The sequence below is a fragment of the Streptomyces sp. NBC_00539 genome, assembly GCF_036346105.1.
Lineage (GTDB): Bacteria > Actinomycetota > Actinomycetes > Streptomycetales > Streptomycetaceae > Streptomyces.
The window spans coordinates 534,928-561,267 of sequence record NZ_CP107811.1; the positions used below are offsets into that span (position 1 = coordinate 534,928).

At 73.2% G+C, this 26,340-nt stretch carries 24 protein-coding genes; 14 read left to right on the forward strand and 10 right to left on the reverse strand.

Features of this window, described 5'->3' with window-relative positions:
- Positions 1 to 13 precede the first annotated feature (13 nt).
- From OG861_RS02520 to OG861_RS02530, 3 genes are read right to left on the reverse strand one after another with little or no spacing between them, the layout of a single operon-like run.
- On the reverse strand, positions 14 to 349 hold the full coding sequence (locus OG861_RS02520; protein ID WP_330261116.1) for an STAS domain-containing protein: 336 nt from the start codon (positions 347 to 349) through the stop codon (positions 14 to 16).
- Position 350: 1 nt separating this feature from the next.
- Complete coding sequence (locus OG861_RS02525; protein WP_330261117.1) at positions 351 to 1,622, reverse strand: PP2C family protein-serine/threonine phosphatase; 1,272 nt, start codon at positions 1,620 to 1,622, stop codon at positions 351 to 353.
- Positions 1,622 to 2,425: an alpha/beta fold hydrolase gene (locus tag OG861_RS02530; protein ID WP_330261118.1), complete on the reverse strand. Its 804-nt coding sequence runs from the start codon at positions 2,423 to 2,425 to the stop codon at positions 1,622 to 1,624. The genes OG861_RS02525 and OG861_RS02530 overlap by 1 nt, the downstream gene beginning before the upstream one ends.
- Before the next feature lie 211 nt (positions 2,426 to 2,636).
- Between OG861_RS02530 and lanKC the strand changes: the two genes are divergently transcribed.
- From lanKC to OG861_RS02550, 4 genes are all read left to right on the forward strand, one after another.
- Positions 2,637 to 5,288 (forward strand): class III lanthionine synthetase LanKC, encoded by a 2,652-nt coding sequence (lanKC, locus tag OG861_RS02535; protein WP_330261119.1) that lies wholly within the window; start codon positions 2,637 to 2,639, stop codon positions 5,286 to 5,288.
- Positions 5,285 to 5,419: a SapB/AmfS family lanthipeptide gene (locus OG861_RS02540; RefSeq protein ID WP_136215832.1), complete on the forward strand. Its 135-nt coding sequence runs from the start codon at positions 5,285 to 5,287 to the stop codon at positions 5,417 to 5,419. Before lanKC ends, OG861_RS02540 begins: the two co-directional genes overlap by 4 nt.
- 74 nt (positions 5,420 to 5,493) lie before the next feature.
- Positions 5,494 to 7,350 (forward strand): ABC transporter ATP-binding protein, encoded by a 1,857-nt coding sequence (locus OG861_RS02545; RefSeq protein ID WP_443064449.1) that lies wholly within the window; start codon positions 5,494 to 5,496, stop codon positions 7,348 to 7,350.
- Positions 7,347 to 9,128 (forward strand): ABC transporter ATP-binding protein, encoded by a 1,782-nt coding sequence (locus tag OG861_RS02550; RefSeq protein WP_330261121.1) that lies wholly within the window; start codon positions 7,347 to 7,349, stop codon positions 9,126 to 9,128. The genes OG861_RS02545 and OG861_RS02550 overlap by 4 nt, the downstream gene beginning before the upstream one ends.
- Positions 9,129 to 9,170: 42 nt before the next feature.
- Here the strand turns inward: OG861_RS02550 and OG861_RS02555 are convergent, their stop codons facing one another.
- Positions 9,171 to 9,779 carry a response regulator transcription factor gene (locus tag OG861_RS02555; protein WP_330261122.1) on the reverse strand — a complete coding sequence of 203 codons (609 nt, stop codon included), beginning with the start codon at positions 9,777 to 9,779 and terminating at the stop codon, positions 9,171 to 9,173.
- A 351-nt stretch (positions 9,780 to 10,130) separates the two neighbouring features.
- Positions 10,131 to 10,481, reverse strand: coding sequence for a PRC-barrel domain-containing protein (locus OG861_RS02560; RefSeq protein WP_329200951.1), 351 nt, complete (start codon positions 10,479 to 10,481; stop codon positions 10,131 to 10,133).
- A gap of 319 nt (positions 10,482 to 10,800) precedes the next feature.
- Here OG861_RS02560 and OG861_RS02565 point away from each other — a divergent pair, with 319 nt between their 5' ends.
- A complete protein-coding gene (locus tag OG861_RS02565) occupies positions 10,801 to 11,256 on the forward strand; it encodes a hypothetical protein (RefSeq protein WP_330261123.1) in 456 nt (151 codons plus the stop codon).
- A gap of 19 nt (positions 11,257 to 11,275) precedes the next feature.
- Here OG861_RS02565 and OG861_RS02570 read toward each other — a convergent pair whose 3' ends face one another.
- Positions 11,276 to 11,725, reverse strand: coding sequence for an SRPBCC family protein (locus OG861_RS02570; protein WP_329200948.1), 450 nt, complete (start codon positions 11,723 to 11,725; stop codon positions 11,276 to 11,278).
- Between the two features lie 543 nt (positions 11,726 to 12,268).
- Here OG861_RS02570 and OG861_RS02575 point away from each other — a divergent pair.
- Positions 12,269 to 12,430 (forward strand): hydrophobic protein, encoded by a 162-nt coding sequence (locus OG861_RS02575; RefSeq protein WP_190184350.1) that lies wholly within the window; start codon positions 12,269 to 12,271, stop codon positions 12,428 to 12,430.
- 248 nt (positions 12,431 to 12,678) lie between these two features.
- Complete coding sequence (locus tag OG861_RS02580; RefSeq protein WP_330261124.1) at positions 12,679 to 13,308, forward strand: hypothetical protein; 630 nt, start codon at positions 12,679 to 12,681, stop codon at positions 13,306 to 13,308.
- Between the two features lie 106 nt (positions 13,309 to 13,414).
- On the opposite strand, the gene glgX is transcribed toward OG861_RS02580, so the two are convergent.
- Entirely contained in the window at positions 13,415 to 15,571 is a 2,157-nt protein-coding gene (glgX, locus tag OG861_RS02585) for a glycogen debranching protein GlgX (RefSeq protein ID WP_329200943.1), read from the reverse strand.
- A 77-nt stretch (positions 15,572 to 15,648) separates the two neighbouring features.
- Between glgX and OG861_RS02590 the strand changes: the two genes are divergently transcribed.
- The 7 genes from OG861_RS02590 to OG861_RS02620 all read left to right on the forward strand — a co-directional run bounded on the left by OG861_RS02590 (position 15,649) and on the right by OG861_RS02620 (position 22,950).
- On the forward strand, positions 15,649 to 17,409 hold the full coding sequence (locus OG861_RS02590; RefSeq protein WP_330261125.1) for a diacylglycerol kinase family protein: 1,761 nt from the start codon (positions 15,649 to 15,651) through the stop codon (positions 17,407 to 17,409).
- Positions 17,410 to 17,451: 42 nt separating this feature from the next.
- Positions 17,452 to 18,432: a YihY/virulence factor BrkB family protein gene (locus tag OG861_RS02595; RefSeq protein WP_329200939.1), complete on the forward strand. Its 981-nt coding sequence runs from the start codon at positions 17,452 to 17,454 to the stop codon at positions 18,430 to 18,432.
- A gap of 48 nt (positions 18,433 to 18,480) precedes the next feature.
- Positions 18,481 to 19,278, forward strand: a complete 798-nt coding sequence (locus OG861_RS02600; protein ID WP_329200936.1) for a phosphatase PAP2 family protein — start codon at positions 18,481 to 18,483, stop codon at positions 19,276 to 19,278.
- Between the two features lie 375 nt (positions 19,279 to 19,653).
- Positions 19,654 to 20,784 (forward strand): globin domain-containing protein, encoded by a 1,131-nt coding sequence (locus OG861_RS02605; RefSeq protein ID WP_330261126.1) that lies wholly within the window; start codon positions 19,654 to 19,656, stop codon positions 20,782 to 20,784.
- A gap of 35 nt (positions 20,785 to 20,819) precedes the next feature.
- Positions 20,820 to 21,437: a pyridoxamine 5'-phosphate oxidase family protein gene (locus tag OG861_RS02610; protein ID WP_443056713.1), complete on the forward strand. Its 618-nt coding sequence runs from the start codon at positions 20,820 to 20,822 to the stop codon at positions 21,435 to 21,437.
- Positions 21,438 to 21,487: 50 nt separating this feature from the next.
- Entirely contained in the window at positions 21,488 to 22,360 is an 873-nt protein-coding gene (locus OG861_RS02615; RefSeq protein ID WP_329200933.1) for a YihY/virulence factor BrkB family protein, read from the forward strand.
- Between the two features lie 110 nt (positions 22,361 to 22,470).
- Complete coding sequence (locus tag OG861_RS02620; protein WP_330261127.1) at positions 22,471 to 22,950, forward strand: SAM-dependent methyltransferase; 480 nt, start codon at positions 22,471 to 22,473, stop codon at positions 22,948 to 22,950.
- A gap of 33 nt (positions 22,951 to 22,983) precedes the next feature.
- Here OG861_RS02620 and OG861_RS02625 read toward each other — a convergent pair whose 3' ends face one another.
- From OG861_RS02625 to OG861_RS02635, 3 genes are all read right to left on the reverse strand, one after another.
- A complete protein-coding gene (locus OG861_RS02625; RefSeq protein WP_329200929.1) occupies positions 22,984 to 23,949 on the reverse strand; it encodes an alpha/beta fold hydrolase in 966 nt (321 codons plus the stop codon).
- 31 nt (positions 23,950 to 23,980) lie between these two features.
- Entirely contained in the window at positions 23,981 to 25,660 is a 1,680-nt protein-coding gene (locus tag OG861_RS02630; RefSeq protein ID WP_330261128.1) for an FAD-dependent monooxygenase, read from the reverse strand.
- Positions 25,661 to 25,745: 85 nt separating this feature from the next.
- Entirely contained in the window at positions 25,746 to 26,339 is a 594-nt protein-coding gene (locus tag OG861_RS02635) for a putative glycolipid-binding domain-containing protein (protein ID WP_329200926.1), read from the reverse strand.
- Between the last annotated feature and the right edge of the window lies 1 nt (position 26,340).

Here is a 26,340-nt window from a genome sequence, read left to right on the forward strand (position 1 = left end):
CGCCGCCCGCGCGTCAAGGGGCGTTCGGCGGGGCCGGGTCGTGGCGGGCGAAGACCTGGTCGAGGCCGACGATGCCGAGCACGCGGGTGATGTTGTCCGGTACGGCGGCGAGCGCCATGGCCGCTTCCGCGGCGGACGTCCGGTTGTGGGCGGTGATCAGGGCGCTGATGCCGCTGGAGTCGCAGAACTCCAGGCCGCCCAGGTCCAGGACGAGGAGGTCGCCGGGGGCGAGGGCGAGGGCGTCGACCGCCTGGCGCAGTTGCGGCGCGGTGTCGAAGTCGAGGTCGCCGGTGACCCGCACTACGGGACCGGTGTCGGCGTCTCGGACGGTGATCGTCAACGGGCTCATGTCAGGTAGTCGCTCCGGAAGGTGTCGGGGAGGCCGGGAGGCCGAGGGCGAGCAGGGCGGTGTCGTCGTCCAGCCCTTCGCCGAAGCTGTCGAGCAGGCCCCTCAGGGCACCGATCAGGCCGTGGGGGCCGACGGCGGGACGCGCGGCGGCGAAGTCGCGCAGCGCCTCGTCCCCGTACAGCTCGCGGGTCGCTCCGATCCGGGCCTCGGTCAGGCCGTCGGTGTACAGCAGGAGCGTGTCACCCGGCTCCAGCACGGTCCGGGCGGGTGTGAACGACGCTTCGGGCAGGACCCCGACGAGCAGCCCGCCGGGGGTGGACAGGTACTCCGCCCTTCCGTCGGCGCGTATCAGGAGCGCCGGCGGATGGCCGCCGGACGCCAGCTCCACGGTGACGGTGTCGCCCACGGGTTCCAGTACCCCGAAGATGGCGGTGCAGTAGCGGGGATCGCCGCCGGTGTACCGCTCGTGGAGGACGGCGTTGAGCGTGGTGAGCGCGGCGACGGGATCGGGGTCGTGCAGGGCGGCGGCGCGCAGGGTGTACCGGGTCAGGGAGGTCACGGCGGCGGCCTGGGGGCCCTTGCCGCAGACGTCTCCGAGGAAGAACGCCCAGCGTCTGCCGTCGATCCGGAACAGGTCGTAGAAGTCACCGCCGAGCCGGTCGAGGGAGGCGGTGTGGTAATGGGAGGCGGCCTCCATGCCCGGGACGTCCGGCAGGGTGGCGGGCAGCAGGCTCTGCTGGAGGACGGCCAGTGCCTCCGTGAGCCGTTTGCGGTCCGCTTCCGCCTCGGCGCGGGCTTCCTCCGCGGCCTTCTGCCGGCGCAGCAGCTCCCTCTCGTAGGAGCGCCGCTCGCTCGCGTCGAAGACGGTGGTGCGGATGAGCAGGGGCTGGCCGTCGCCGCCGGTCTTCACGGTGGAGGTGACCAGGACCGGCAGCCTGCTGCCGCCGGCCGCCTTGATCTCGAAGGCGATGCCGCTGACCTGGCCCTGCATGCGCAGCAACGGCGCGAAGTGGGTCTCGTGGTAGAGCTTCCCGCCGACCGTCAGCAGGTCGGCGAAGCGCATGCGGCCCACGACCTCCTCGCGGGAACGGCCGAGCCAGCTCAGCAGGGTGGTGTTGATCTTGGCGATGGTGCCGTCGAGGAGGGTGGAGAGGTAGCCGCAAGGAGCCGACTCGTAGAGGTCCTCCGCACTGTCCTCCAGCAGGGAGGTGAACACCGCGTCGGTCGCAGCCCTGTCTCCCGGCTGCTCGGCGCTGCGCCCCGTGCAGGACATCACCGCAACGACCGGACGAAGGCCAGGATCTCGGCGGCCGTGGCCTCCGGAGCGCTCAGCTGGGGGCAGTGACCGGTGGCGTCGAGGGTGACCAGGCGGCTGCCGGCGATGGCGGCGTGTACGTAGGCGCCCACCTCGCGCGGTGCGATCACGTCCTGGGAGCACTCCAGAACGAGCGTGGGGACGGTGACCTTGCGCAGGTCGTCGCGACTGTCGGTGAGGAACGTGGTGCGGGCGAAGACGCGGGCGATGTCCGGGTCGGTGGCGCAGAAGCTGGCGGTGAGTTCCTCGCCGAGTTCGGGGCGGTCGGGGTTGCCCATGATGACCGGTGCCATCGCCGCGGACCAGCCCAGGTAGTTCGATTCCAGGGAGCCGAGCAGTTCTTCGATGTCGTCGGCGCTGAACCCGCCCCGGTAGTCCTCGCCGTCGATGTAGCAGGGGGAGGGACCGACCATGACGAGGGAGGAGAACCGGGAGGGGGCGGCCGCGGCGGCGAGCACACCGATCATGGCGCTGACCGAGTGGCCGACGAACGCCACGTCCCGCAGGTCGAGCTCGTCGCAGATCTCCACGACGTCGCGGGCGTAGCCCTCCAGCGACGCGTAGCGTTCCCCGTCCCACGCGGACAGGTCGGAGCGGCCCGAGCCCACGTAGTCGAACCGCACCACACGGTATTCCTCCGACAGCGCCGGCGAGACCAGCCGCCACATGTTCTGGTCGCAGCCGAAGCCGTGCGCCAGCATGATCACGGGGGCGCCCTCGCGTCCGCTCACCGTTACGTTGTTTCTGCGGAGGATGTCCATCCGTACATCCTCCCATCCTGCCGGACGGCCCCTTCGGGCGCCTCCCCGCCCGGCCGCAGAAGCCGCCTCCCCGCCCGGCCGCCGAGCGGCCTCCCGCACCGGCCGGCGACCCGTGCGTTCTGCACACCCCATCGGTGACAGCCGTGACTGTCGCCGTGCCCGGTCCGGCTGGCACCGTTGATCCCGCCACCAACCGACCGAGGGAGTACGGGTGAACAAGGGGTACGCCGCCTTCTGCGACGCAGACCGCTGGTTCTACGACGCGCCGTACCGGCGGGCCGAGGAGAGCTATCCGGCCGCGCTCGCCCCCGTACCGGCGGGATGGCGCGCCCACCGCAACGGCAGCTGGTACGCCTTGCGGCCGCTCGGCCTCGAACTGCCCTCCCAGGGCTGGAAGATCCACGTCTCGGCCACCCTCGACAACGCCGAGTCCGTCCTGGCGCGCGTGTACGAGTACTGCGTGGACGGACGCATCGCCTTCAAGTTCGTGCCGAGCCGGTACCTGCTGCACCTGCGCAACGCCAAGTACGCCGACCGCGGCGCCAGCGGCAAGTTCCTCACGGTCTACCCTGCCGACGCCGAAGAGTGCCGCCGCATCTGCGAGGACCTGGACGGCCTGCTGTCCGGGGAGCCCGGCCCGTACATCCTCAGCGACCTGCGCTGGGGCGCGGGCCCGGTCCACCTGCGCTACGGAAGCTTCACCCTGCGGCACTGCTACGACGAGCAGGGCGAGGTCGTCCCGGCGATCGAGGCCCCCGACGGGCGCCTGGTGCCCGATCCACGGGGGCCGGTGTTCCAGCCCCCGGAGTGGGTCGAGCTGCCGCCCTTCTTGAAACCGCACCTCGAAGCGCGGTCCGCCGTCAGTCTCGCCGGTCTGCCCTACACGGTGGAGCGGGCCCTGCACTTCTCCAACGGCGGGGGCGTCTACGCCGGCCGCGACACCCGCACCGGTGAGGCGGTGGTCCTCAAGGAAGGACGGCCGTACGCGGGGCTCGCAGCCGACGGGGCGGACGCCGTGGCGCGGCTGCACCGGGAGCGGGCGGCGCTGGAGCGGCTGGCCGGTCTGGACTGCGTACCCGCGGTCCGCGACGCCTTCACGGTCGGCGACCACCACTTCCTGGTGCTCCAGTACCTGGAGGGCAAGCCGCTCAACACCTACTTCGCCCGCAAGCACCCGCTGATCGACGCGGACCCGACGCCGGACGCGCTCGCCGCCTACACCACCTGGGCCCTCAAGATCCACGAGCGGGTCACCGAGGCCGTGGCGGCCGTCCACGCCCGTGGGGTGGTCTTCAACGACCTGCACCTGTTCAACGTCATGGTCTGCGAGGACCCGGAGGGCGAACCCTCCGTCGCACTGCTGGACTTCGAAGCCGCCGCGCACGTCGACGAGGGGCTGCGGCAGACGGTGGCCAACCCCGCCTTCGTCGCCCCGCCCGACCGCCGTGGCTTCGCCGTCGACCGCTACGCCCTCGCCTGCCTGGGCCTGGCCCTGTTCCTGCCGCTGACGAGCCTGCTCGTACTGGACCGGGCGAAGGCCGTCCACCTGGCCGCCATCGCCGCCGAACACTTCCCCGTACCACGGCGGTTCCTGGACGAGGCCGTCGCGGAGATCCTCGCGGGGCCGCAGGGGGAGCCGGCCGAGGCGGCGGCCGGCCCGGTGCCGGTGCCCACCGGCCCGTACCTCCCGGTGGACCCCGGGGACGGGGCCGCGGCCCGGCGCTCCATGGCGGCGGCCCTGCGGGCCTCGGCCACGCCGGACCGGGAGGACCGGTTCTTCCCGGGCGACATCGCCCAGTTCACCATCGAAGGCGGGGGCACCGGCTTCGGTTACGGCGCCGCCGGGGTGCTGTACGCGCTGGCCGAGACCGGCGCCGAGCCCTGGCCCGAAGCCGAGGAATGGCTGCTGGCCCGGGCCGGGGATCCCGGCTCGGGGACCCCGCTCGGCTTCTACGACGGCCTCGCCGGCACCGCCTGGACCCTGGAGCGGCTCGGGCACCGCGAGCAGGCCCTCACCCTGGCCGGGGAACTGCTGCGCCAGCCCTGGCAGGAGACCGGCCCGGACCTGTACGGCGGACTCGCCGGCATCGGACTGGCCCTGGACGCGCTGGGCACGGCGACCGGCGAAGGCGAACTCCACGCCGCCGCCGTGCACTGCGCCGAACTCACCGCCCGATCGGCCCCCCGGCTGACCCGCGCGGGACTGCTGTACGGCAACTCCGGGCCCGCGCTGCTCTTCCTGCGCCTGTACGAACGCACCCGCGACGAGGAGTACCTCGTACGTGCCGGGCAAGCCCTGCACCGCGATCTCGACCGGTGCGTGACCAGCGCGTTCGGTACCCTGCAAGTCGACGAGGGTTGGCGCACGATGCCCTACCTCGGCGCCGGCAGCGTGGGCATCGGCATGGTCTTGGACGACTGGTCGGAGCACGCCGAGGACCCGCGTTTCGCACGGGCCCGGCGCGAGATCGTACGCGCCGCACGGTCCCACTTCTACGCGCAGCCCGGCCTGTTCCGGGGCGCGGCCGGAATGGTCGTGCACCTGGCGCGGACCAGCACGCCCGACCCCGAAGCCACACGGAGCGCCGACCTCGACCGCCAGATCGCGGCCCTGGCCCGGCACGCCGTCCCCTACCAAGGCCATCTGGCCTTCCCCGGCGAACAGTTGATGCGCCTGTCCATGGATCTCTCCACGGGCACGGCCGGCATCCTGCTCGCCCTCGGCAGCGCGACGCCCGGCGGGCGCGCCCAGCTGCCGTTCCTCCCACCGCTGCGGCACGCCGCGGCGGTCCCAGAGCCGGCCACGCACCACCGCGAGGCCGTGACCCCATCGCACCAACTCATCGAGAGGAACATGACATGACCCTTCTTGACCTGCAGTCGATGGAGACCGTGAAGGAAGAGACCACCGAGGCGGCCCTGCACGGCGGTGGCAGCCAGGCGAGCCTGCTGCTCTGCGGTGACAGCAGCCTGAGCCTCACGACCTGTCACTGATCAGGTAGCTTCCGGGCCCGGGCGGTTCACCGCCCGGGCCCGGAGCCATCTCCTCAAGCCTGGGAGCCCCGACCATGACCCCGCCCGCGTCCCCGAGCCCCTCCCCCTGCCCTCAAGGCGGGGCGGTGTCCGGACGCGGCGGCGACCGGGCCCTGCTGGCGGCCGCCCGGCACAGCGGTGCGCGAACCGCCGCCGTGGGCGTGTGCTCCGCCGCCGCCGCCGTCGCGGCCCTCGCCGAACCCGCCGTGCTCGGCCGTGCGCTCGACCTCCTGCTGCGCCGCGACCCGTCCGGGCCGTCCTGGACCCTGTGGTGTGCGGCCGTCATCGCGGCCGAGGTGCTCCTGGACGCCGTCACCGCCCGGCTGACCGGCCAGGTGGGCGGCCGCAGCACCGCCTGGCTGCGCCGCAAGGGGCTGGCCGCGCTGCTGCGCGCGGCACCGCACCACGCGGGCCGCCACTCCCCCGGCGACCTCACGGCCCGGCTGACCGCGCACGCCACGGAGGCCGGAACGGGGCCGGCCGCCGCCGCGGCCGGTCTCGCCTCGCTGCTGCCGCCGCTCGGCGGACTCGTCGCCCTGTTCCTCATCGACACGTGGACCGCCCTCGCCTTCCTCGCCGGACTTCCGCTGCTGGGCTGGCTGTTGCGGTCCTTCGCACGCGACTCGGGCGCCAGCGTGAACCGTTACCAGGAGGTGCAGCTGGCCATGGCGGGCCGTCTGGTGGAGGCCCTCGCCGGGGCCCGGACCATCGCCGCCGCCGGAACCGTCGACCGCGAACGCGCCCGGATCCTGCGCGGACTGCCCGAACTCGGCGCCCAGGGGCGGCGCATGTGGCGGGTCTACGGCGGCACGAGCGCACGGACCTCCGCCCTGATGCCGCTGCTGCTGTACGTGGTGCTCGGGGTGGGCGGGACGCGGCTGGTGGCGGGGGCGCTGGGCGTCGGGGAACTGCTCGCCGCCGTGCGCTACGCCGGGCTCGCCGCCGGGATCGGCGCGGTGACCGGCCGGGTCGCCGCCGTCGTGCGCGCCAGGGCCGCCGCCCGGCGGACCGCGGCCGTGTTCGGCCTTGCGGAGCTCCGTTACGGGGTCCGCGAGTTGCCGCCCCGGGGGCCCGGGAGGCTGGAACTCGAAGGGGTCCGGGTGGTGCGCGACGGCAGGACCGTCCTCGACGGCATCGACCTCGTGGTGCCGGGCGGCGCCACGCTCGCCGTGGTGGGCCGCTCCGGCGCGGGCAAGTCGCTGCTCGCGGCGGTGGCCGGTCGCCTCACCGACCCGGACTCCGGGCGCGTCCTGCTCGACGGGGTGCCGCTGGCGGAGCTCTCCGCGACGGCGCTGCGCCGGGAGGTGGGCCACGCCTTCGACCGGCCCGCGCTGCTCGGGCGGAGCGTCGCCGACGCCATCGCCTTCGGCGCGGATCCGCAGCCCGCGCGGGAGGAAGTGCGGGCCGCGGCGCGGGCCGTGGGGGCGGAGCCGTTCGTGCTGCGGTTGCCGCTGGGCTACGACACCGTCCTCGCGGACGCCCCGCTGTCGGGTGGGGAGCTGCAACGCCTGGGCCTGGCACGGTCGTTCGTACGGGCGGGCCGGCTCCTGGTGCTGGACGACGCCACCTCCAGCCTCGACATGCTGACCGCCCGCGAGGTGGAACGGGCGCTCGCGCGGTGCGTGCCGGGCGGGACGCGGATCGTGGTGGCTCACCGGGTCTCTTCGGCCGCCCGGGCGGACCTGGTGGTCTGGCTGGAGGACGGCCGGGTCCGCGCCACCGGAAGCCACGCCGGCCTGTGGCACGACCCGGCCTACCGGGCGGTGTTCGCCGCGGAGGTGGAACGGGGGCGGGAGGAGGAACCGCAGACCGGGCCGGAGCCCCGTCCGGGATCCGGGCCGGCCGTGGGGGCCGCGGCCGGCCCGGGGACCGGCGACGGGGGGCTTTCGTGAGCCGGGGCGGGGGCCGGGCGCGGGTGGCGGGCGACGCACGGCGCTTCCTGCGGTCCCGGGTCCGGGCGCTGACCGTCCTCGGGCTCTGGTCGCTGCTGGAGTCCGCGCACACCTTCCTCGGCGGCTACGGCGTCGCCCGCGCGCTCGACGACGGCTTCCTCGCCGGCCGGGCCGCCACGGGCGCGGCCTGGCTGGCGGCGGCGGGTGCCGGGGCGCTGCTCGGCGGCTTCGCCCTGCGCGGGGTGTTCGCCCAGCTCGCCGACCTCGTGGAACCGCTGCGCGACGGGCTCGTACGCCGGGCCGTGCGCCAGGCGCTGGCCGCGGCGCTCGCCGATCCCGCCCGCGCCGCCGACGCCCGGGCGGTGTCCCGGCTGACCCAGCAGACCGAGATGGCCCGGGACTCCTTCGCCGGTCTGGTCCTGACGGCCCGTTCGTTCGTCTTCACCGCCGTCGGCGCGGTCGCCGGAATGGCGGCGCTCGCCCCCGTACTGCTGCTGGTGGTGCTTCCTCCCCTGCTGCTGGGGCTGGCCGCCTTCCTGGCCACGCTGCGCCCGATGGCGGCCGTACAGCGGGAGGCGCTGGACACGGAGGAGGCCCTGGCCTCGCGGGTGGGGGAGGCCGCGGGGGCACTGCGCGACATCGCGGCCTGCGGTGGCGGCGCTACCGTGGCCGCCGGGGTGGAGCCGCTGATCGCGGCCCAGGAACGGCTGGCCGGCCGGCTGGCCGGCTGGGGCGCCCTGCGTACCGTCGCCCTCGGCCTGGCCGGACGGGTACCCGTCGTCGCGCTGCTGGCCGCCACGCCCTGGCTGCTCGGGCGCGGGATCACGGCGGGCGCGCTCGCCGGCGCGGTGACGTACCTGGTGCAGTCCCTGCTGCCCGCGCTCGACACGCTGATGGCCGCCCTGGGTTCGGCGGGGACGCGGCTGCTGGTCGTACTGGAGCGCTTCGGTACGACCCCGGCGCCGCAGCCCCCGTCGGCACAGCCCCCGTCGGCGCAGCCTCCGTCGGCGACGGCCGCTCCGGCCGGGTACCAGGAGGGCGGCTGCGCCGCCGAGTTGAGGGGGGTCACCTTCGCGTACGGGCCCCACGCCCATCCCGTGCTCCAAGGCCTCGACCTGCGCGTGCGACCCGGCGAGCACCTCGCGGTGGTCGGGCCGAGCGGTATCGGGAAGTCCACGCTCACCGCCCTGCTCGCCGGGCTGCTGGCCCCCGACCGGGGCACGGTCCTGGTCGCCGGGGCCCCCGCCCGCCCGGCCGGGGGCGGCGGCCCCGATCCGCGCCGGACGCTGCTGCCGCAGCAGGCGTACGTGTTCACCGCCAGCGTGCGCGACAACCTGAGCCACCTCTGCCACGGGCCGGTGTCCGGCGACCGGCTGGACGCGGCGGTTACCGCCCTGCGGCTGCGGGGCCTGGTCTCCCGGCTGGGCGGCTACGACGCGGTCCTCGACCCGCTGCGGCTCTCCCAGGGCGAGCGGCAGCTGCTGGCGCTCGGCGCGGCCTACCTCTCCCCCGCCCCGCTGCTCCTGCTCGACGAAGCCACCTGCCATCTGGATCCGGAGGCCGAGGAACACGCCGAGCGGGCCCTGGCGGCGCGGCCCGGCACGCTCGTCGTGGTGGCCCACCGGATCTCGTCGGCCGCGCGCGCCGACCGGGTCCTCGTACTGGACGGGACCCGGGCGGTGTGCGGCACGCACGAGGAGCTTCCGGCGCGGTCGGCCCTCTACCGGGACCTCGTGGGGATGTGGAGCGGCGGGAAGGAACCGGTCACGCCCGCTTGAGTCCGCCTGCCCGGAGCTGCCCGGAGCTGCCCGGGGGTGCCTCTACACCCACCCCGCGCTGCGGGAGATGCGTATCGCGTCTATGCGGTTGCGCGCGCCGGTCTTGCGGGTCACGGCCGCCATGTAGTTGCGGACCGTCCCGCTGGCCAGGTGCAGGGCGCGGGCTATCTCGGCGACCGAGTCGCCCTGCGCGGCCCGGGCCAGGACGCTCAGCTCGCGCGGGCTGAGGGGGACGGGGTCGGCCTGCATGAAGGCGGAGGCGAGCGTGGCGTCGATGAACCGCTCGCCCGCGGCCACCTTGCGGACGGCGCGGACGAGCCGGCCGGGTGAGCCGTCCTTGTCGACGTAGCCGAGGGCCTTGGACTGGAAGGCGCGGCCCAGCGTGCCGGGCGTCTTGGCCGTCGCCAGGACGAGCAGCGGGGTGGGCGGGTCCAAGAGGCGTCCGGGGCCCGTTTGCTGGCCGGTGAGGACGGCGGTCGCCCCCGGACAGTCGACGTCGACGACGGCCACGTCCGGTCGTAAGGACTCGGCGCGGCGCGACGCCGTCCGCCAGCCCGCGGCGGTGACGTCGAAGTCGCCTTCGGATCTGAGCAGGGCGGCCAGGGCGGAACCCACGAGGCTGACGCTGTGCAGTACGAGGACCTTCGTCATGGTGACTCTCCGGACTGGAGTAGGAACGGGCGGTCAAGGCTTCATCAGCACCAAGCGGTTGCCCAGGTACCGGCCGCCGGAACGTGACCATCGGGGGCACGCGGGGGCGCATGGCCGTAATGGGTCTGCGTCCCGGCCGTGCGTGGTCGGCATGTCGTACTTGTCGTCGCAGTCCGCCGCCGCACGTGGCCGTCCGTCACCGTGGAGTGTCCGGATCCCGTTCCCGCGCCCGAGCGGTCCCCGTGCGTGCGCGTGTTCGAAACGCGGCTGCACGAAACGCGGCTGTTCGAAACGCGGGCGGGCGGCACCGGATCAACCGGTGCCGCCCGCCTGCTGGATCGGGAGGGTTGGTCAGCCGATGAAGCCGCTGTAATAGCCGCCCACCTGACCGCGGTAGTCGTCGTCGTGGAGGTGCTCGTCCCGTACGAACTCGGGAGCGTTCTTGATCTGCTCCTTCGTCCCGTCGACGTAGATCTTCTGCTCCTCCGGGTCGATGCGCGTGATGGTGCCGGCCGGGAGCAGGACCTCCCGGCCGAAGATCCACGGCCCGGTGTCGACCACGATGTAGGAGGAGCCGACCTCGTCCGAGTGCTTGTCGACCTTGCCGATGCTGCCGTCGGTGGCCTCGACCTTGTAGCCCGTCAGGTCGGCGCCCAGCGCCCGGCCCGACGTCTCGCGGTAGCCCCATACGTTCCCAGACATGCGAACATCTCCTTGCTCGGTTCGTCGGCCTCCGCTCCGCCGGCCTGTCGGCGGCCGGGTGGAGCGGGAGCCTCGTAACGGCCCGCCTGCCCCGGCGGACGGTTCCCACACACGGGCGGCCCTGCCGCCGCCGGGCGCCGCGGGACCGGCCCGCCGCCCGGCCGCCGCCCACCCCCCACCAGATCTTGACCGCATGGCCGGCGCCGAAGAGAATCGGCGCGAAGCCATGAACGAGGAGCGGGGGGACCGTGGTTGACGGCTGCGGCAGCGCGGGTACGGACCCGCGTGCCCTGCGCAGGGCGTCTTGACCGGGCGGCGCGTGGGAGCCTTGGCGGTCGGCGCGCTGCTGGTGCTCTCCGGGTGCGGTGGTGACGGCGGCGACGAGTCTGCCGTCTCCTGGAAACGCCCCTGCGACATGCTGCCGAAGGCGGCGGTGGAGAAGGCGGTCGGTATCCCGCTCGTCGCCGCGGGCTCGGAAGGGCCGTACGGGTACCAGTGCCTCTACCGGCCGCCCCGGTCCCCCGAGGCCTACTGGACGGTCTCGTTCAGGTCGGACACCCGCGGCGCGGGATGCGCCGACCCCGTGTCACAGCCCGCGCCGGAGGTGGACGCCGACGCGTACCGCGTCGACGACAACGGCCGTGTGGTCGTCGGTGGCCCCTACCACGGCCACTGCCTGCGCGTCGCGGGCTACAGCAATTGGGTCGACGGGTCCCAGGTCACCGTCGCCTCGGCCGCCGACCTGCCCCGTACGGCCCGGACCCGTATGGAGTAGCCGCGACGGCGCCGGGTGCTCAGACCTGGCCGCGCCAGGATCCGGTTTCCTGGCCGCGCGTCTCGATGTACTCCTTGAAGCGCTTGAGGTCACCGGTGATCTGCCGCTTGACGAAGCCGAGCTTGTCGCCGACGTTCTCCGTGAACCCGTCCGGGTCGTAGTCGAGCTGGAGCATGACCTTGGTCCTGCTCTCGGCCAGGCGGTGGAAGGTGACCACACCTGCCTGCTTCACGTCGCCGCCGAGCGTCGTCCACGCCACGCGTTCGTCGGGGATCTGCTCGGTGATCTCCGCCTCGAACTCCCGCTGCGCGCCGCCCACCTTGGTGACCCAGTGGGTCATGGTGTCGGTGCGCTGGTCGATCCGCTCGACCCCCTCCATGAAGTGGGGGAACGTCTCGAACTGCGTCCACTGGTTGTAGGCGGTGCGGACGGGGACCTCGACCTCGATGGACTCTTCGACCTTCGACATGGTGTCGCCTTCCTGTTCACGTTCCTGTTCCACGCCCGCCGACGGGGCCTGCCCGCCGGACGGAACCGGGGAGTCCGTCTCCCGACTCCGCCCGTGCCCCGGTTCGCCCGTTCCAAAAACGTTGTGTGGCAGACGGTTTGAAGTCGGCCCGGCGGGTCACATGCGGAGGTGTCGGTGTACGGGCGCCTGATGGAGCGGCGCCGAACCGTACGCCGAGGACCGGTGACCGCGCGCTGAGCGCCTCCCCCTGGCACCGCGCGCGGCTCACGGGCCCTACCCGAGGCTGCCGTCCCGCCGCACCGGACCCCCGGCCGCCGCCCCGCTGCCCCCGCGCAGCGCCGCGGCCCGGGCAATCCCCCGGCGGCCACTGCCACGCAGGGACCCCCGGGCCCAGACGGGGCGGCGGCTCCCCTCCCCCGCCCGGCCCCGCCCTCGTACGACGGACGGCAGAGCCATGTGCCCCCGAACGCACATAAGAAACTGCTAAAAGACGCGAATGCAGAGCGCCCGGTAGGGCAGATGACTGCCTGGAGGTTGATAACTATGGTTCCCCTGCTACTCGTTCTCCTGCTCGCTCTGATCCTTTTCGGTGCGGGCTTCGCCGTCAAAATCCTGTGGTGGGTCGCGATCGCCGTCCTGGTGATCTGGCTGCTCGGATTCGTTGCCCGTCCGAGGGGCGGTAGCGGCCGATGGTACCGCTGGTAGTCCGCTGACCAGCGCACCGACCGCAGTGGGCCCGTACCGGTTCTTTTCCGGTACGGGCCCACTGCGGTGTTCCGCCTTCCCCCCGACGGAATTGAAGAAGTAATATGCTCCGCTTTCCAAGGTCACGAGCAGCCCGTACAGGCGGAAAGGCGGTCACCTTCGTGTCCCGTAAAAGAACCGACGCCCGCACACTTCACCCGCGGCACGAGCGGCGCGGCGAAGCAAGGATGCCCGCGGTCATCGCAACATTGACGGCGATCTTTCTCTACCTCGCGCTGCCCCAGCAGTTGCTGATCGCTCCGCGCTACGTGCTTCCGGCCTTGGAGGTGCTGCTCCTCCTGCCGCTGATCGCCATCAACCCGCGCCGGCTGACCCGTCAGACGAAGGCGTTCCGGTTCATGTCGGTGGCGCTGGTCCTGCTCATCGTGGCGAGCAACCTGACCGCCCTCGGCATCCTGGTCCACGAGCTGCTCTACGCGGGAGTCGACGACGGGCGTTCGCTGCTCGTGGCGGCGCTCCAGGTGTGGCTGACCAATGTCATCGCCTTCGGGCTCGCCTACTGGGAGCTCGACCGCGGCGGCCCCGTCAGCCGTACCCAGGCACCCCGTGAAGAGCTCCAGCTGGCGGACTTCCGTTTCTCGCAGGACGAGAACGACGACGCCGTCCAGGAAGTCGCGGACGGCGCGAGCAAGGTCTCCGACTGGGTCCCCACCCTGGTCGACTACATGTACGTGTCCGTGACCAACTCGACCGCTTTCAGTCCGACGGACACGATGCCGCTGTCCGCCCGCGCCAAACTGCTCATGGCAGTCCAGAGCGTGGCGGCCCTGCTCACCTCGCTGCTGGTCATCGCCAGGGCGGTGAGCGTCCTGCGCTGAACCGCTGCCGCAGACCGGCCCGGTCGGGTGGCTTCCCGGCCGGCCGCTCGCGGCGCTCGTGGTCCTGCCGGCGATCCCCGCCGTCCCGCGCGGCCGGTGGCCGGCGTCACGGCCTGGAGCGGCCGTCGTCCTCGCCGTCACCACTGCCGTCGTCCTCCCGGTCACTGCGGAGCACGACCGTGCTCTGCGGCTCCAGCCGCAGGCGGCCTCCCGGTTTCAGCTCCCGCTCGTCGGAGGTGTCCGTGGTCGCGGTGTCGAAGAGCAGCGTCCAACGGGTGGCGAAGCGGCTGCCGGGGAGGCGGAAGTCCACCGCGGCGCCCGAACTGTTGAACAGCAGCAGGAAGGAGTCGTCGGTGACCCGGTTGCCGTAGCGGTCGGGTTCGGTGATGCCTTCGCCGTTGAGGAACATGGTGAGGGTGCCGGCGTTCGGCAGCGTCCAGTCCTCTTCCTCCATCGGCGAGGCGTCCGGGCGCAGCCATTCGACGTCGGCCGGCAGCCCCGTGTGTCCGGCCGCGCGTCCGGAGAAGAAGCGCCTGCGGCGCAGGACGGGGTGCCGGCGGCGGAGCCGGATCAGGCGCGAGGTGAAGTCGAGGAGCCGTTCAGCGCTCTCGTCGAGGTCCCAGTCGATCCAGGCGGTGGGGTTGTCCTGGCAGTAGGCGTTGTTGTTGCCGTTCTGGGTGCGGCCGAGTTCGTCCCCGTGGCTGATCATCGGGATGCCCTGGGAGAGGATCAGCGTGGCCATCAGGTTGCGCTGCTGGCGCTCGCGCAGGGCCAGCACCCCGGGGTCGTCCGTCTCGCCTTCCGCGCCGCAGTTCCAGGAGCGGTTGTCGTCCTCGCCGTCCCGGCCTTCCTCGCCGTTCGCTTCGTTGTGCTTGCGGTCGTAACTGACGAGGTCGCGCAAGGTGAACCCGTCGTGGGCGGTGACGAAGTTGACGCTGGCGAGGGGGCGGCGCCGGTCGTGTTCGTAGAGGTCCGCGGAGCCGGTGATGCGGGAGGCGAACTCGCCGAGCGTGCCTTCGCGGCCGCGCCAGTAGTCACGGACGGCGTCACGGTAGCGTCCGTTCCACTCCGACCACAGGGGAGGGAAGTTGCCGACCTGGTAGCCGCCTTCGCCGAGGTCCCACGGTTCGGCGATGAGCTTGACCCGGCTGATGACGGGGTCCTGCTGGATGACGTCGAAGAAGGCGGAGAGCCGGTCCACCTCGTGGAACTGGCGGGCGAGGGTGGCGGCGAGGTCGAAGCGGAAGCCGTCGACGTGCATTTCCTGGACCCAGTAGCGCAGCGAGTCCATGATGAGCTGGAGCACGTTGGGGTGGCGCATCAGCAGGCTGTTGCCGGTGCCGGTCGTGTCGTAGTACTGGGAGCGGTCCTCGTCGGACAGCCGGTAGTACGCGCTGTTGTCGATGCCCTTGAAGGCCAGGACGGGGCCCTTGTCGTTGCCCTCCGCCGTGTGGTTGTAGACGACGTCGAGGATGACTTCGATGCCCGCCGCGTGGAGCGCCTTCACCATCTGCTTGAACTCGGTGACCTGCGCTCCGCGGCCGCCGCTGGCCGCGTAGGCGTTGTGCGGGGCGAAGAATCCGATGGTGTTGTAGCCCCAGTAGTTGGAGAGCCCCTTTTCGGCCAGGTGGCCGTCCTGGGCGAACTGGTGCACCGGCATCAGTTCCAGGGCGGTCACCCCGAGACCGGTCAGGTGGCCGATGATGGCGGGGTGGGCGATGCCCGCGTAGGTGCCGCGCAGTTCTTCGGGCAGGGCCGGATGGGTGCGGGTGAGGCCGCGTACGTGGCCTTCGTAGATGACGCTGGCGCCGTAGGCGTGGCCCGGGGGCGTGTCGTCGCCCCAGTCGAAGCCGCGGTCGGTGACCACCGACAGCATGGTGTGGCCGGCGCTGTCCAGCGTGTTCGGTTCCGCGCCGTCCGCGAAGCGGTGGCCGTACAGGGACTCGTGGTGGTCGAGCTGCCCGTCGATGGCGGTGGCGTACGGGTCCAGCAGGAGCTTGGCCGGATTGCAGCGGTGTCCGGCGGCCGGGTCGAACGGGCCGCGGACCCGGTAGCCGTACCTCTGCCCGGGGCCCACGTCGGGCAGGTAGATGTGCCACGCGGACCGGTCGATCTCCGTCATCGGGACGCGGGTCTCCCGCCCGGCGTCGTCGAGCAGGACGAGGTCCACACCCTCCGCGACCTCGGAGAACAGTGCGAAGTTGGTTCCGGAGCCGTCGTACGTCGCTCCCAGGGGATACGGTTTGCCCGTCCATGTACGCATGTGGTCACGCTACTGTCGCGGGCGGCCGATCACCGCCGGACGCGCATGAGCGGGCCGTCGCGGGTAACACGGCGTCAATGAGACCTGAACGCGGCGCAGCCGTGAGCGCCGGACGCCTGCCCGTATTGCTGTTGCTGCCGGTGCAGGCGGCCCTGATGGTGGGCGTGGGGCTGCTGGTCACCGGGCCGCTCTCCGGCCTGTGGCCGCTGGCGGCGGAGGACGGCGTCAACCGCGCCCTGGCCGCGCACCGCGGTGGCCCCGCGACGCCCCTCTCCGAGTGGCTGTCCCTGCTGGCCGGCACGCAGAGCGTGATCGCCCTGACCCTGCTCGCCGTCGTCACCCTCGTGGCCGTGTCGCGGGGCCGGTGGCTGCGGGAGGCCCTCTTCCCCGCCGTGGCCGTCGCCGCGCAGTCGGCGGTGTTCCTGCTGGTGACCCTGGTCGTGGAACGGCCCCGCCCGGACGTACCGCACCTGGACGCGGCGCCGCCCACCTCCAGTTTTCCCTCCGGGCACGTCGGGGCGTCGGTGGCGCTGTTCGGGAGCCTGGCCATCCTGGTGGCCGTCCGCCTGCGCGGGACGCGGCGGTGGGTGCGGTACGCGGCGATCGCGGTGCTGCTGCTGATCCCGGTGGCCGTGGCGTGCTCCCGGGTGTACCGGGGCATGCACCACCCCTCCGACGTCGTGGGCGGTCTGCTCAACGGGACGTGCACCCTGCTGGTCGTGACCCACGCGCTGCTGCTGCCGGCGCGGCCGCGGGCGGTGGGCGCGACCCACGGGGAACGGCTCCCCTGTGCCCGCGCCACGGACGAGGACGGCGCGGTGGACGCCGTCCGCGGGCGGCGGGTCGTGGTGGTGCGTCACCCGCACGGCTGCGGCGGGGAGCTGGCCGAGCGGGTGCGGGTCATCCTGCGCCGCCACGGTTACGCCGATCAGGTGTGGACCGCGACCTCCGCCGAGGCGCCCGCCGGCGCCCTCGCCCCGCTGGTCGCCGAGGCGGACACCGGGCTCGTCGTGGCCTGCGGCGGGGACGGCACCGTACGGGCCTGCGCCGACGTGGTGTCCGGGACCGGTATCGCCCTCGCGGTCGTTCCCTGCGGCACCGGCAACCTGCTCGCGCGCAACCTCCGGCTCCCCTCCGATCCGGCCGCCGCCCTGGAGGCGGCCCTGTCCGGCGGGACCGCCCGGATCGACGTGGGCCGGGTGCGGGGCGACGGGCTGGAGCCGGCCCGGTTCACCGTCATGGCGGGAGCGGGCTTCGACGCCGCGATGGTGGGGGACGCGTCGGAGCGGGTCAAGGAGCACCTCGGCTGGGCCGCGTACGTCCTGTCGGCGGTCCGCCACCTCGGGGACCCCCGGATGCGCCTGTCGGTCCGCCTGGACGGGGGCCCGGTACACGAACGCCGGGCCCGGATGGTCGTCATCGGCAACGTCGGCACGCTACAGGGCGGCCTGCCGCTGCTGCCCGACGCCCGGCCCGACAGCGGGCGCCTGGAGGTGGTGCTGCTGGACCCCAGGGGCGCCCGCGGCTGGCTCGCCGCGGCGGGGCACCTCGGCTCGCGGATGCTGCCGGGCCGGGCGACGCGGACTCCCGGCGGCCCGCGCGGGCCGCGGGGCGCGGTGGCCGGCGGGGCGTTGGAGTACTTCAGCGCCGTGCGCGTCGACATCAGCTTCGTGAAGCCGCAGCCGCGCGAGCTCGACGGTGACGTCGTCGGCTCCGGGACCCGGCTGACGGCCGAGGTGGAGCCCGGTGCCCTGCGGATCTGTCTGCCGCCCCGGCCGCGGGCCGCCGAGGTGTCTGCGGCCCCGGCCGAGCAGGCCCCGTTCACCGTCGGCGGCTGAGTTCCGGCCGCGCACGCACCAGTCACACAGGGGGTTACGCACATGGGCACCGCGACGCGGGTACCGCAACGCAGCGAGGTAGCGGCGGTCGAGGCCGAACTGGAGGTGGAGGGCGAGGAACTGTCCGCCGAGGAGGCCTGGTCCGCGCTGCGCCGGTACGGGGGCTGGAGCCTGGTGCGGGACTCCTTCATCCGGTTCCGGTACGCCGACGGTTTCAGCCACTCCAGGGCCCTGGCGCTCCAGACGGTCCTGTCGATCGTCCCGCTCGCCATCGCCCTCATCGGCCTGTCCGGTGTACTGCACACCGAGGACGTCGGCCGGATCGCGGAGCTGACGATCCGCCGGCTGGCGAGCGGGCCCAGCCAGGACGTGGTGGACGACGCTCTGGCGCAGAGCCACCACCGGGCCGGGGACGGCAGCCAGGTCGCCCTCTGGCTCGGCCTGCTCTTCTCAGTGGTGAACGTGACCACGGCCCTGTGCCAGGTCGAGCGCGGCGCCAACCGCATCTACGGAACGGAACGCGACCGGCCGTTCCTGTTCAAGTACACCCGCGGGCTGGTGATGTCCCTGCTGGCCGGGCTGCCGCTGGGGCTGAGCTTCGCGGTCACGGTGCTCGGGGCGGAGCTGAGCCGCGCCGTGGCGGAGGTCTACCACCTCGGCCCCGACACGATCCGGGTGTGGGACGTGCTGCGCTGGCCGCTGGGCATCCTGCTGGCGATCCTCGCCACCAGCGCCATGTTCCGTCTCTCCCCCCGCCGCACGCAGCCCGGCTACACCTGGCTGGCGTTCGGCGCCACGGTCTACCTGGTGCTGTGGCTGCTCGCCACCTGGGGCCTGAGCCTGTACGTCGGGGCCAGCGGCTCCTTCGCCACCGTGTACGGGCCCCTCAGCGCGTTCGTGTCGCTGCTGCTGTGGGCCTACCTCACCTCCATGGCCCTCTTCCTGGGCCTCTCGTTCGCCGCCCAGTTGGAGGCGGTGCGGGCCGGGGTGAGGGAACCGGTCACCGAGGACCCCGGGGTCTGAGGGGCCCCGGCCGGTCAAGACGCAACTGTGAAAGGAAGCACGAGGAACATGGCACGACGCTCCACCCGCCTGCGGGGACTCGTCACCCGGCTCCTGTCCGGCCGCTCGGGACCCGACGCGCGGTTCGGCGTGCGGCTGGTGACGACGGTGACCGCCACCGCGCTGGTGTCCGTGCCCTTCGCGGTCGCCCTGGTGCTCGTGGAGTCCCGGTGGGGGCCCTTGCGCCGGCTCGACCAGGGCGCGGCCGAGCGGCTCCACCGTGCCGCGCTGGAGCATCCCGCGTGGGTGCGGGTGCTCGACTTCCTCACGCAGGTGGTGTGGGGGCCGCTGACCATGCGGCTGCTGGTGGCGGCGCTGGTGGTGTGGCTGCTGCTGCGCGGGGCGGTGCGCCTGGCGCTGTGGGCGGCGGTCACCGCGACGGCCGGTGGCCTGCTGGGGGTGCTGGTGAAGAACGTGGTCGAGCGGACCCGGCCGCATCTGCCCGATCCCGTCGCGCACGCGCCCGGCTTCTCCTTCCCCTCCGGTCACGCCATGACGGCCACCACGTCCTGCGCCGTCCTGCTGCTGGCCCTGCTGCCGCTGGTGCCGCGGGCCTGGCGTCCGCTCCCCTGGACCCTCGCGGCGGTTTCCGTGATCGGCGTCGGCTACACGCGGGTGGCTCTCGGCGTGCACTGGGTCAGCGACGTGGTGGGGGGCTGGCTGCTCGGGCTGGCCGTGGTCACGGCGACCACCCTGGCGTTCGAGGCCTGGCGGGCGGATGTCGGGCGCACCCGGACCACGCCCGCGCAGGGGCTGGAGCCGGAGATCACGGCCGAGCACCCCGAACCTTGGGCGGGCGCCCGCTGAGCTCGCGACTTCCCCGAAGCCCTGGCCCATACCCCATGACCGGCCCAGGCAATGCGACAAGATCTGGGGACGAGTTCTAGCAGATACGACCCTTCCCCAAATCGACAACCTGTTCAAGGATCATGGGCGGTCCGGAAGCATTTCATCCGCTTCATGACCAGGCGCCCCTACCCGATGAGGACTCATGCTCTCCCGACACGACATCGCCCCTTCCGACCCGATAGGCAGATCCGTCCGGACAACGAGCGGGGGAGCGCTGGTCTCTTGAGGTTCCGGATCGGCCGTCCCAGCAATCCGCCCGCCCACCAGCCCACGGAAGGACCGGCGCACCACCGCGCCCCCGCCACTGCGCCGCCCCCGGCCTCCGAAGCGCCCTTGTCGGAGTACGAGATACAGCTGATCAAGGCTTCGGCGTCGGTGGTCGCCCCCGTGGCCGAAGAGATGACGGTCTACTTCTACGCCGTCCTGTTCGCCCGCTACCCGCAAGTGCGTCCGCTGTTCCCGCCCGGGATGGACGCCCAGCGCGGTCGCCTCCTGCGCGCGCTCCTGCACATCGTGGACGTGGTCGACGACCCCGCGAACCTCGTCCGCTTCTGCGGACACCTCGGCCGCGACCACCGCAAGTTCGGCACCCTCGCCGCGCACTTCCCCGCGGTCGGCGAGTGCCTCCTGGACTCTCTCGCCCGCTACGCGGGCCCGGCCTGGACGCAGGACATCGCCGCCGCGTGGACGAAGGCGTACGGCGTGGTCTCCCAGGTCATGATCAGCGCAGCCGAGGAGGACGAGGCGCTGCGGCCCGCCGTCTGGCCCGCCACGGTGGTGCACCACCTCCCCCGCGGACACGGCATCGCCGAGATCACCGTGCGCCCCCACCTGCCCTACGCCCACCAGGCCGGGCAGTACGTGAGCATGGAGACGCCGTGGTGGCCGAAGCTGTGGCGCTACTACTCCCCCGCCAACGCGCCCCGCGCCGACGGCACCCTGACCTTCCACGTCCGCGCGGTGCCCGGCGGCTCGGTCAGCGAGGCGCTGGTACACCGGGCAGCGGTGGGCGACGTGGTGCGGCTGGGCCCCCCGATGGGCGACATGGTCCTGGACGCGGCCGTGCACAAGGACCTGCTCTGCGTCGCCGGCGGTACGGGGCTCGCCCCGATCCGCGCCCTCATCGAGGAGGTCGCCCGTCGCGGGGGACGCCACCAGGTGGACCTGTTCCTCGGCGCCCGCACCGGCGGCGAAATGTACGGGGTGGACGACATGCTGCGGATGGTCCAGCGGCACCACTGGCTGACCCTGCGCGGCGCGGTCTCCCACGAAGACATCCCCGGCATCCGGGGATCACTGCCACAGGTGCTGGCCGAGTACGGGCCGTGGTACCAGCACGACGCGTTCCTCAGCGGACCGGCGGCAATGGTCGCATCCGCCAGCGAAACGCTGACCCGCCACGGTACGTTGCCCGACCGTATCCATCACGACCCGTTCGAGACCCCCGTCCTGTCCACCCGCTGAACCTGATCCCCGTTCACTCTCCCAGGAGCAGTCCCGTGATCTTCCCTCCACCGTCGTCCGGTTCGGCCGGTGAGCACCGGTTGCAGCAGCAGCTGGGTACGGCCGAGCGCGCCGCCCGCTTCTACGACCAGCAGGTACGCCCCCACCTGACGGACGAGATGCGGGAGTTCATCGGCTACCAGAGCATGGTGTTCCTGGCGACCGCCGACTCCCACGGGGAATGCGACGCCAGTTTCCGCGCCGGGCCGCCGGGATTCGTCCACGTCATCGACTACCGGACGCTCGCCTACCCCGAGTTCCGCGGGAACGGCGTGCTCGCCAGCGCCGGCAACATGAGCGAGAACCCCCACCTGGGCATGCTCTTCGTGGACTTCACCCACCACCACGTGGGACTGCACGTCAACGGCGTCGCCCGGCTCTACGACGACGCGGACCTGCGCCGGGTCCATCCCGGCCTGCCCACCGACGTCGCGCCGGGTCGGGGCCCCCAGCTGTGGGTCCACCTCACGGTCCAGGAGGCGTACATCCACTGCTCGAAGTACATACCCCACCTGGAACCGGCTCCCCGCCCCCTGGGCCACGACCCGGCCCGGCCCAAGGACGCGGACTACTTCACCAAGCGCCGCACCGCGGTGTGGTCGGGACTTTCCTGACGCGGTGCGCACGGGCGCATGCGCGCGGGCGTGAGGGGCACGAGCGCGCTGTGACATCGACTCTGAGCAGCGAAGGGCGCCGTGGGCGCGCCCCCGCCGCGGCGGTCGCGGCGCGCGCCCGTGGCGCGTTGCGCGGTACTGCCGTACGGCTCTGGCACGACAACGTGGCGGACTCGGCGGCGGCCCTGACCTATTACGGCCTGCTCGCGCTGCTGCCCGCGCTGGTGGTCGCCGTCTCCCTGGTGGGGCTGCTCGGGGACCCGACGCGCAAGCGGCTCGTCGCCGAACTCACCTCCTACGCGCCTCCCCAGTCCGCGCAGGTGCTCCAGGACGCGCTGAACGGCCTGTCGGCGGCGCACACCTCGGTGTGGACGCTGGCGATGGGCGGTGTGGTCAGCGCGCTGTGGTCGGCCTGCAGTTACCTCGCCGTGTTCCGCCGGGCCCTGCACACCATGCACCGGGTACCCGACACCCGGCCGCCGCTGCGCGCGGCGCACATGCTGCTCATCACCTCCTGCCTGCTCCTGCTCCTCCTCATGGCCGGCGCCGTGGGGCTGGTGGCGTCCGGGCCGCTGGCCCACCGGCTCGCCACGGCCGCCGGGGTGGGCGTGGGCAGCCTGACCGTGCTGCGCTGGCCGGTCCTGCTCGCCGTCGTGACCCTGCTGATCCTGATCCTCTTCCGTACCGGACCGGCCGGCACCCGCGGTACCCGGCGCGGGCTGCCGGGCGGAGTGCTGGCGGCGGCCCTGTGGCTCGGCGCGTCGCTGGTCTTCACCCTCTACACGCAGCTGAACACCTACGGCCGCCTGTACGGCTCGCTGGCCGGCGTCATCGTCTTCGTGGTGTGGCTGTGGTTCGCCAACCTCGCACTGCTGGCGGGAGCCCAGTTCAACAGGGAGCTGGCACGGGCCCGCGCGGACTGACGGTCCGGGCGGGGCGGGGGCCGTGGAACCGTCCGGAAACCCGTTCTCGTCGTGCCCGGCCGGACGTACGGTGTTCCGTGATCGTTCCCGGCTGCAGGAAGGCTTGTCCCGTGACGGAGAAGAGCGCTCCGGCCGAAGTGGTCTCGGATCCGGTCGGCCGGGTCGTCGGTGGCCGGACCGAGGTCCACGACGACGCCTGGGAAGGGGTGTCGGCGGTGATCCGGCTGGACGGGCGGTTCGGGCCGGAGGCACTCGCAGGACTGGACTCCTTCTCGCACCTGGAGGTCGTCTACCACTTCGACCGGGTCCCGGCGGAGAAGGTGGAGACCGGGGCCCGGCACCCGCGCGGCAACCCCGACTGGCCGCTGGTCGGCATCTTCGCGCAGCGGGGCAAGAACCGTCCCAACCGGCTCGGGGTCTCCCGCTGCCGGTTGTTGCGCGTGGACGGGCTCGACGTCCACGTCCGGGGTCTCGACGCGGTGGACGGCACGCCCGTGCTCGACCTCAAGCCCTACATGGCCGAGTTCGGCCCCCGGGGCGCCACGAGCCAGCCGGACTGGGCGACCGAGATCATGCGCCGGTACTACTGACGGGGCGTGGAACGGGGCTTGGGACGGGCCCCGTCAGCGGCCGGGGGTGCGTTCCACGACCAGACGGACGGCGGCGGTCGTGAGGTCCGGGTCGTGGAGCTGGACGTAGTGGTCGCTGCCCGTGGCGAGCAGGTGCGGGGTCTGCGCGGCCAGTGCGACCAGCGACTGCTGGGCCTTGGGCCAGGCGGCCTCCAGCCGGGCCAGGAGTTCCTTGCTCATCGAGGCGGGCGCCGCGAAGGGCTCCGTCTTGCTGAGGACGGCGAGCGGGACGTCCGGCAGCGGGCCCGCCCGGTCGACGGCCGTCACCGCCCCGTCGATGTCGGCCTGCTCGAACGCCGGATCGTCGTCGTAGGGGGTGCCCGGGTGGCGCAACGCGTCCACGTACGGGGACCAGGCCGCGCCGAGGTCCCTCCTGAGCGCCGGGGCGAGCGCGTCGACGAGCACGAGGCCGCGGGTCCGGTCCGGGTGCTGCTTCGCGTACAGCAGGGTGATCAGGCCGCCGTAGGAGTGGCCGACCAGTACGTACGGTCCCGGCACCTTGCCCGCGGTCAGGGTCCGGTCGAGGTCCCGCACGACGGCGGGCAGCTCACGGGTGCCGGTCACCGGGCTGCTGCGGGTGGTGAGGGCCGGCGGATCGGTGTAGCGCAGGGTGCCGGGCCGGTCGTACACGCAGACCCTGGTGAACGCGGCCACGCCCGGGAAGACGGCCGGCGCCTTGGGCACGGGCGGCTCGGTGTCGGTGAGGGTCCAGCTGTCGGACGACTCGTGCAGGCCTGCCACCAGGACGACGGTCGGCGCGCCGCGGCCCCGGCAGTGCAGGTACACCGTGCGCCCGCCGCCGAGGTCCACGTGCTGGACGCTGTCACCGCCGTCGGCGGAAGGCGCGGGAGCCGGAAGGCGGGCGGTGACCGGAAGGCGGGCGATGGCCGGCGGCCCCGCGCAGAGCGTCAGCACCGCGGTGACCGCCGCCAGCACGGCGGCACGGGGGCGTCGGCGCATGTGCGGGGCCTCCTTCCGGCCGGTCCGGCGGCTACGGGGCGAAGATGCGCGAGAGGTACGAACCGAGGCCCGCTCCGGCCGGTGGGCGCAGCCGGGCGCCCAGGTAGCCGTCGGGGCGCACGACGAAGGCGACCGGCCCCTCCCCCACCCCGTACATCCGGGCGAACTCGCCGCCCGCGTCCCGGTACACGGGGACGGGTGCGGCCCTGTCGGCGTCGGTGGTGGCGAGCACTGCGCAGATGTTCACCTGGCCCGGGGCCAACTCGTCAATGACCTCCGCGAGTTGTTCGAGGTGGGGTACCTCGGGTCCGTTCCCGTAGAGCACCAGGGTGTGCTCGCGGCCGCGCAGTACGTCGAACAGCCGCAGCGGGTACGCGGTGACCTCCGCGAGGAGCCCGCCGCAGTCGGGCGCGCGTTCGCCGGGCTGCGGGCCGGGGCCGGCCCCGGCCTCCGGGGGCTGTGCCTCCGGGGGCTGTGCCTCCGGGGGCTGTGCCTCCGGGGGCTGTACGAGGGGGCTGTCCGGGTAGCCGACCAGGAGTTGCGCCTCGCGCCGCATCAGGGTCATCGGGTCCGCCGGGTCGGCGTCGATGCCCGCGGTGGCGTGCCGGACGGTCCGTCCGACCACCTCCTCGCCGACCGGGCGGCGCTCGGCGTCGTAACTCGCGGGCAGGTCCGGGTCGGCGGTCCCCGCGACGGCCAGCGCGAGCTTCCACGCCAGGTTCCAGGCGTCCTGGATGCCGGTGTTCATGCCCTGCGCGCCGGTCGGCGGGTGGATGTGCGCGGCGTCCCCGGCCACGAAGACCCGCCCCTGTCCGTACCGGCCCGCCAGCCGGTGGCTGATCCGGAACACGGAGGACCAGCGCAGCGCGGACGCGGTCGTGGGCTGCGGCGACAGCCGGTCCAGCACCTCCTGCACGTGGGTCAGGCCGGGCACCCGGCCGCCCTCCAGGCCGTGCACCACCTCGTCGGGGCCGGTGGGCGCCGCGGCGGAGAGCTCGGGCGGCACCAGCATCGACATGCGGTACCGGTGCTCGCCGGGAAGCGGGATGCACACCAGCACGTCGTCGAGGGCGCCTTCGGCGTCGCGGTGTTCGCTGCGCACGCCGTACCCGCGGGGCACGTCCCAGTCGACTTCGACGTCGGCCAGCATGTACTCGTCGGGCAGTGCGCCGCCTTCGAAGGTCAGCCCGAGGCCCTTGCGCACGCTGCTGTGCGCGCCGTCGCAGCCGACGAGGAAGCGGGACCGTACCTCCTCCTCGCCGTGCGGGGTGCGCAGCACACTGCTCACGCCGGTGGTGTCCTGGGTGAAGGAGAGGAGCTCGCTCTCGCGTTCGACCACGGTCCCGAACCGGTTCAGGTACTCCTCCAGGATGCGCTCGGTCTCGTACTGCGGCAGGGCGGCGAAGCCGTACGGCACCTCGGGGGGCAGGGCCAGATCGATGCGGCCCTTCTCGGCGCCGTTGAGGTACGTCAACTGCCCGCGCAGCGGTACGGCGACGTCGAGAGCGGCCTGGACGAGGCCGATCCGGTCCCAGAGCTCCAGCGTGCGGGGCTGGATGCCGACGGCCTTCGCGTAGGGGAGCCGGGCCGGGAGCCGGTCGACGATGCGGCAGGATACGGCGCGCCTGCGCAGTTCGGCCGCGGCCGTCAGACCGACCGGTCCGGCCCCGGCCACCAGGACGTCCGGGTGTGCCGCGTCGTGGTGCGCCATGGCGCTCTCCCCATGTGTGGTCCCCCGCACGAAGGATGCACTTCCATGGTGGCCCGGTGGTGCGCGGGCGGCCATCGCACGGCGGTCAGGGCCCCGGAACGGGCACGGCGGCGGCGAGCTGCGGGTAGTCGACTACCAGGCCGTCGGCGTCGAAGGTGACGTCACTGCGGAAATCACCGGACTCGTAGCGGATCCGCGAACCGGACGGGCCCCGCTCCAGCGGGGTGTACGTCTGCCGGTCCGCGCTCACCGCGAGGTCCGGTACGGAAACCCAGGCCATCAGGAAGGTGCGCGGCGCGGCGTCGGGCCGCTGGTGGAGGCCGTGCCGTAGCACCGGCATGGTGTTGGTGAGCGGGCACAGGCCCAGGTCGCAGTCGAGGGCGCCGTCGAGGTCGGGCCGGGGCGCGCCGTTGTGCGTCCACCGCCCCCCGTCGTCGCGGCGCAGCTCCAGGCGGGCCGTCGTGTCCTGGGTCTCGACCGTGACGGACAGGCGCCGGGTCACGTACTGCGGTCCGGTCTCCATCTCGTACGCCAGCCAGTAGGGCGCCGGGTCTAGCGCCACCGCCCGGCCGCGGGCGCGCAACCGCCCCGCGGCGAGCTCCGCCCAGGCCGTGGTGTACCCCCTCGAGGGCAGGACGTGCCAGGTTCGCACCAGAGCGTGCGTGTCGAGGGGCGCCATG

Coding starts and splice junctions, on each gene's coding strand:
- OG861_RS02540 (WP_136215832.1), top strand. CDS start 5,285: ATGACCCTTCTTGACCTGCAGTCGATGGAGACCGTGAAGGAAGAGACC.
- OG861_RS02520 (WP_330261116.1), bottom strand. CDS start 349: ATGAGCCCGTTGACGATCACCGTCCGAGACGCCGACACCGGTCCCGTA.
- OG861_RS02525 (WP_330261117.1), bottom strand. CDS start 1,622: ATGTCCTGCACGGGGCGCAGCGCCGAGCAGCCGGGAGACAGGGCTGCG.
- OG861_RS02530 (WP_330261118.1), bottom strand. CDS start 2,425: ATGGACATCCTCCGCAGAAACAACGTAACGGTGAGCGGACGCGAGGGC.
- OG861_RS02575 (WP_190184350.1), top strand. CDS start 12,269: ATGGTTCCCCTGCTACTCGTTCTCCTGCTCGCTCTGATCCTTTTCGGT.
- OG861_RS02595 (WP_329200939.1), top strand. CDS start 17,452: ATGGGCACCGCGACGCGGGTACCGCAACGCAGCGAGGTAGCGGCGGTC.
- OG861_RS02600 (WP_329200936.1), top strand. CDS start 18,481: ATGGCACGACGCTCCACCCGCCTGCGGGGACTCGTCACCCGGCTCCTG.
- glgX (WP_329200943.1), bottom strand. CDS start 15,571: ATGCGTACATGGACGGGCAAACCGTATCCCCTGGGAGCGACGTACGAC.
- OG861_RS02570 (WP_329200948.1), bottom strand. CDS start 11,725: ATGTCGAAGGTCGAAGAGTCCATCGAGGTCGAGGTCCCCGTCCGCACC.
- OG861_RS02625 (WP_329200929.1), bottom strand. CDS start 23,949: ATGCGCCGACGCCCCCGTGCCGCCGTGCTGGCGGCGGTCACCGCGGTG.
- OG861_RS02590 (WP_330261125.1), top strand. CDS start 15,649: ATGAGACCTGAACGCGGCGCAGCCGTGAGCGCCGGACGCCTGCCCGTA.
- OG861_RS02630 (WP_330261128.1), bottom strand. CDS start 25,660: ATGGCGCACCACGACGCGGCACACCCGGACGTCCTGGTGGCCGGGGCC.
- OG861_RS02555 (WP_330261122.1), bottom strand. CDS start 9,779: ATGACGAAGGTCCTCGTACTGCACAGCGTCAGCCTCGTGGGTTCCGCC.
- OG861_RS02635 (WP_329200926.1), bottom strand. CDS start 26,339: ATGGCGCCCCTCGACACGCACGCTCTGGTGCGAACCTGGCACGTCCTG.
- OG861_RS02545 (WP_443064449.1), top strand. CDS start 5,494: ATGACCCCGCCCGCGTCCCCGAGCCCCTCCCCCTGCCCTCAAGGCGGG.
- OG861_RS02560 (WP_329200951.1), bottom strand. CDS start 10,481: ATGTCTGGGAACGTATGGGGCTACCGCGAGACGTCGGGCCGGGCGCTG.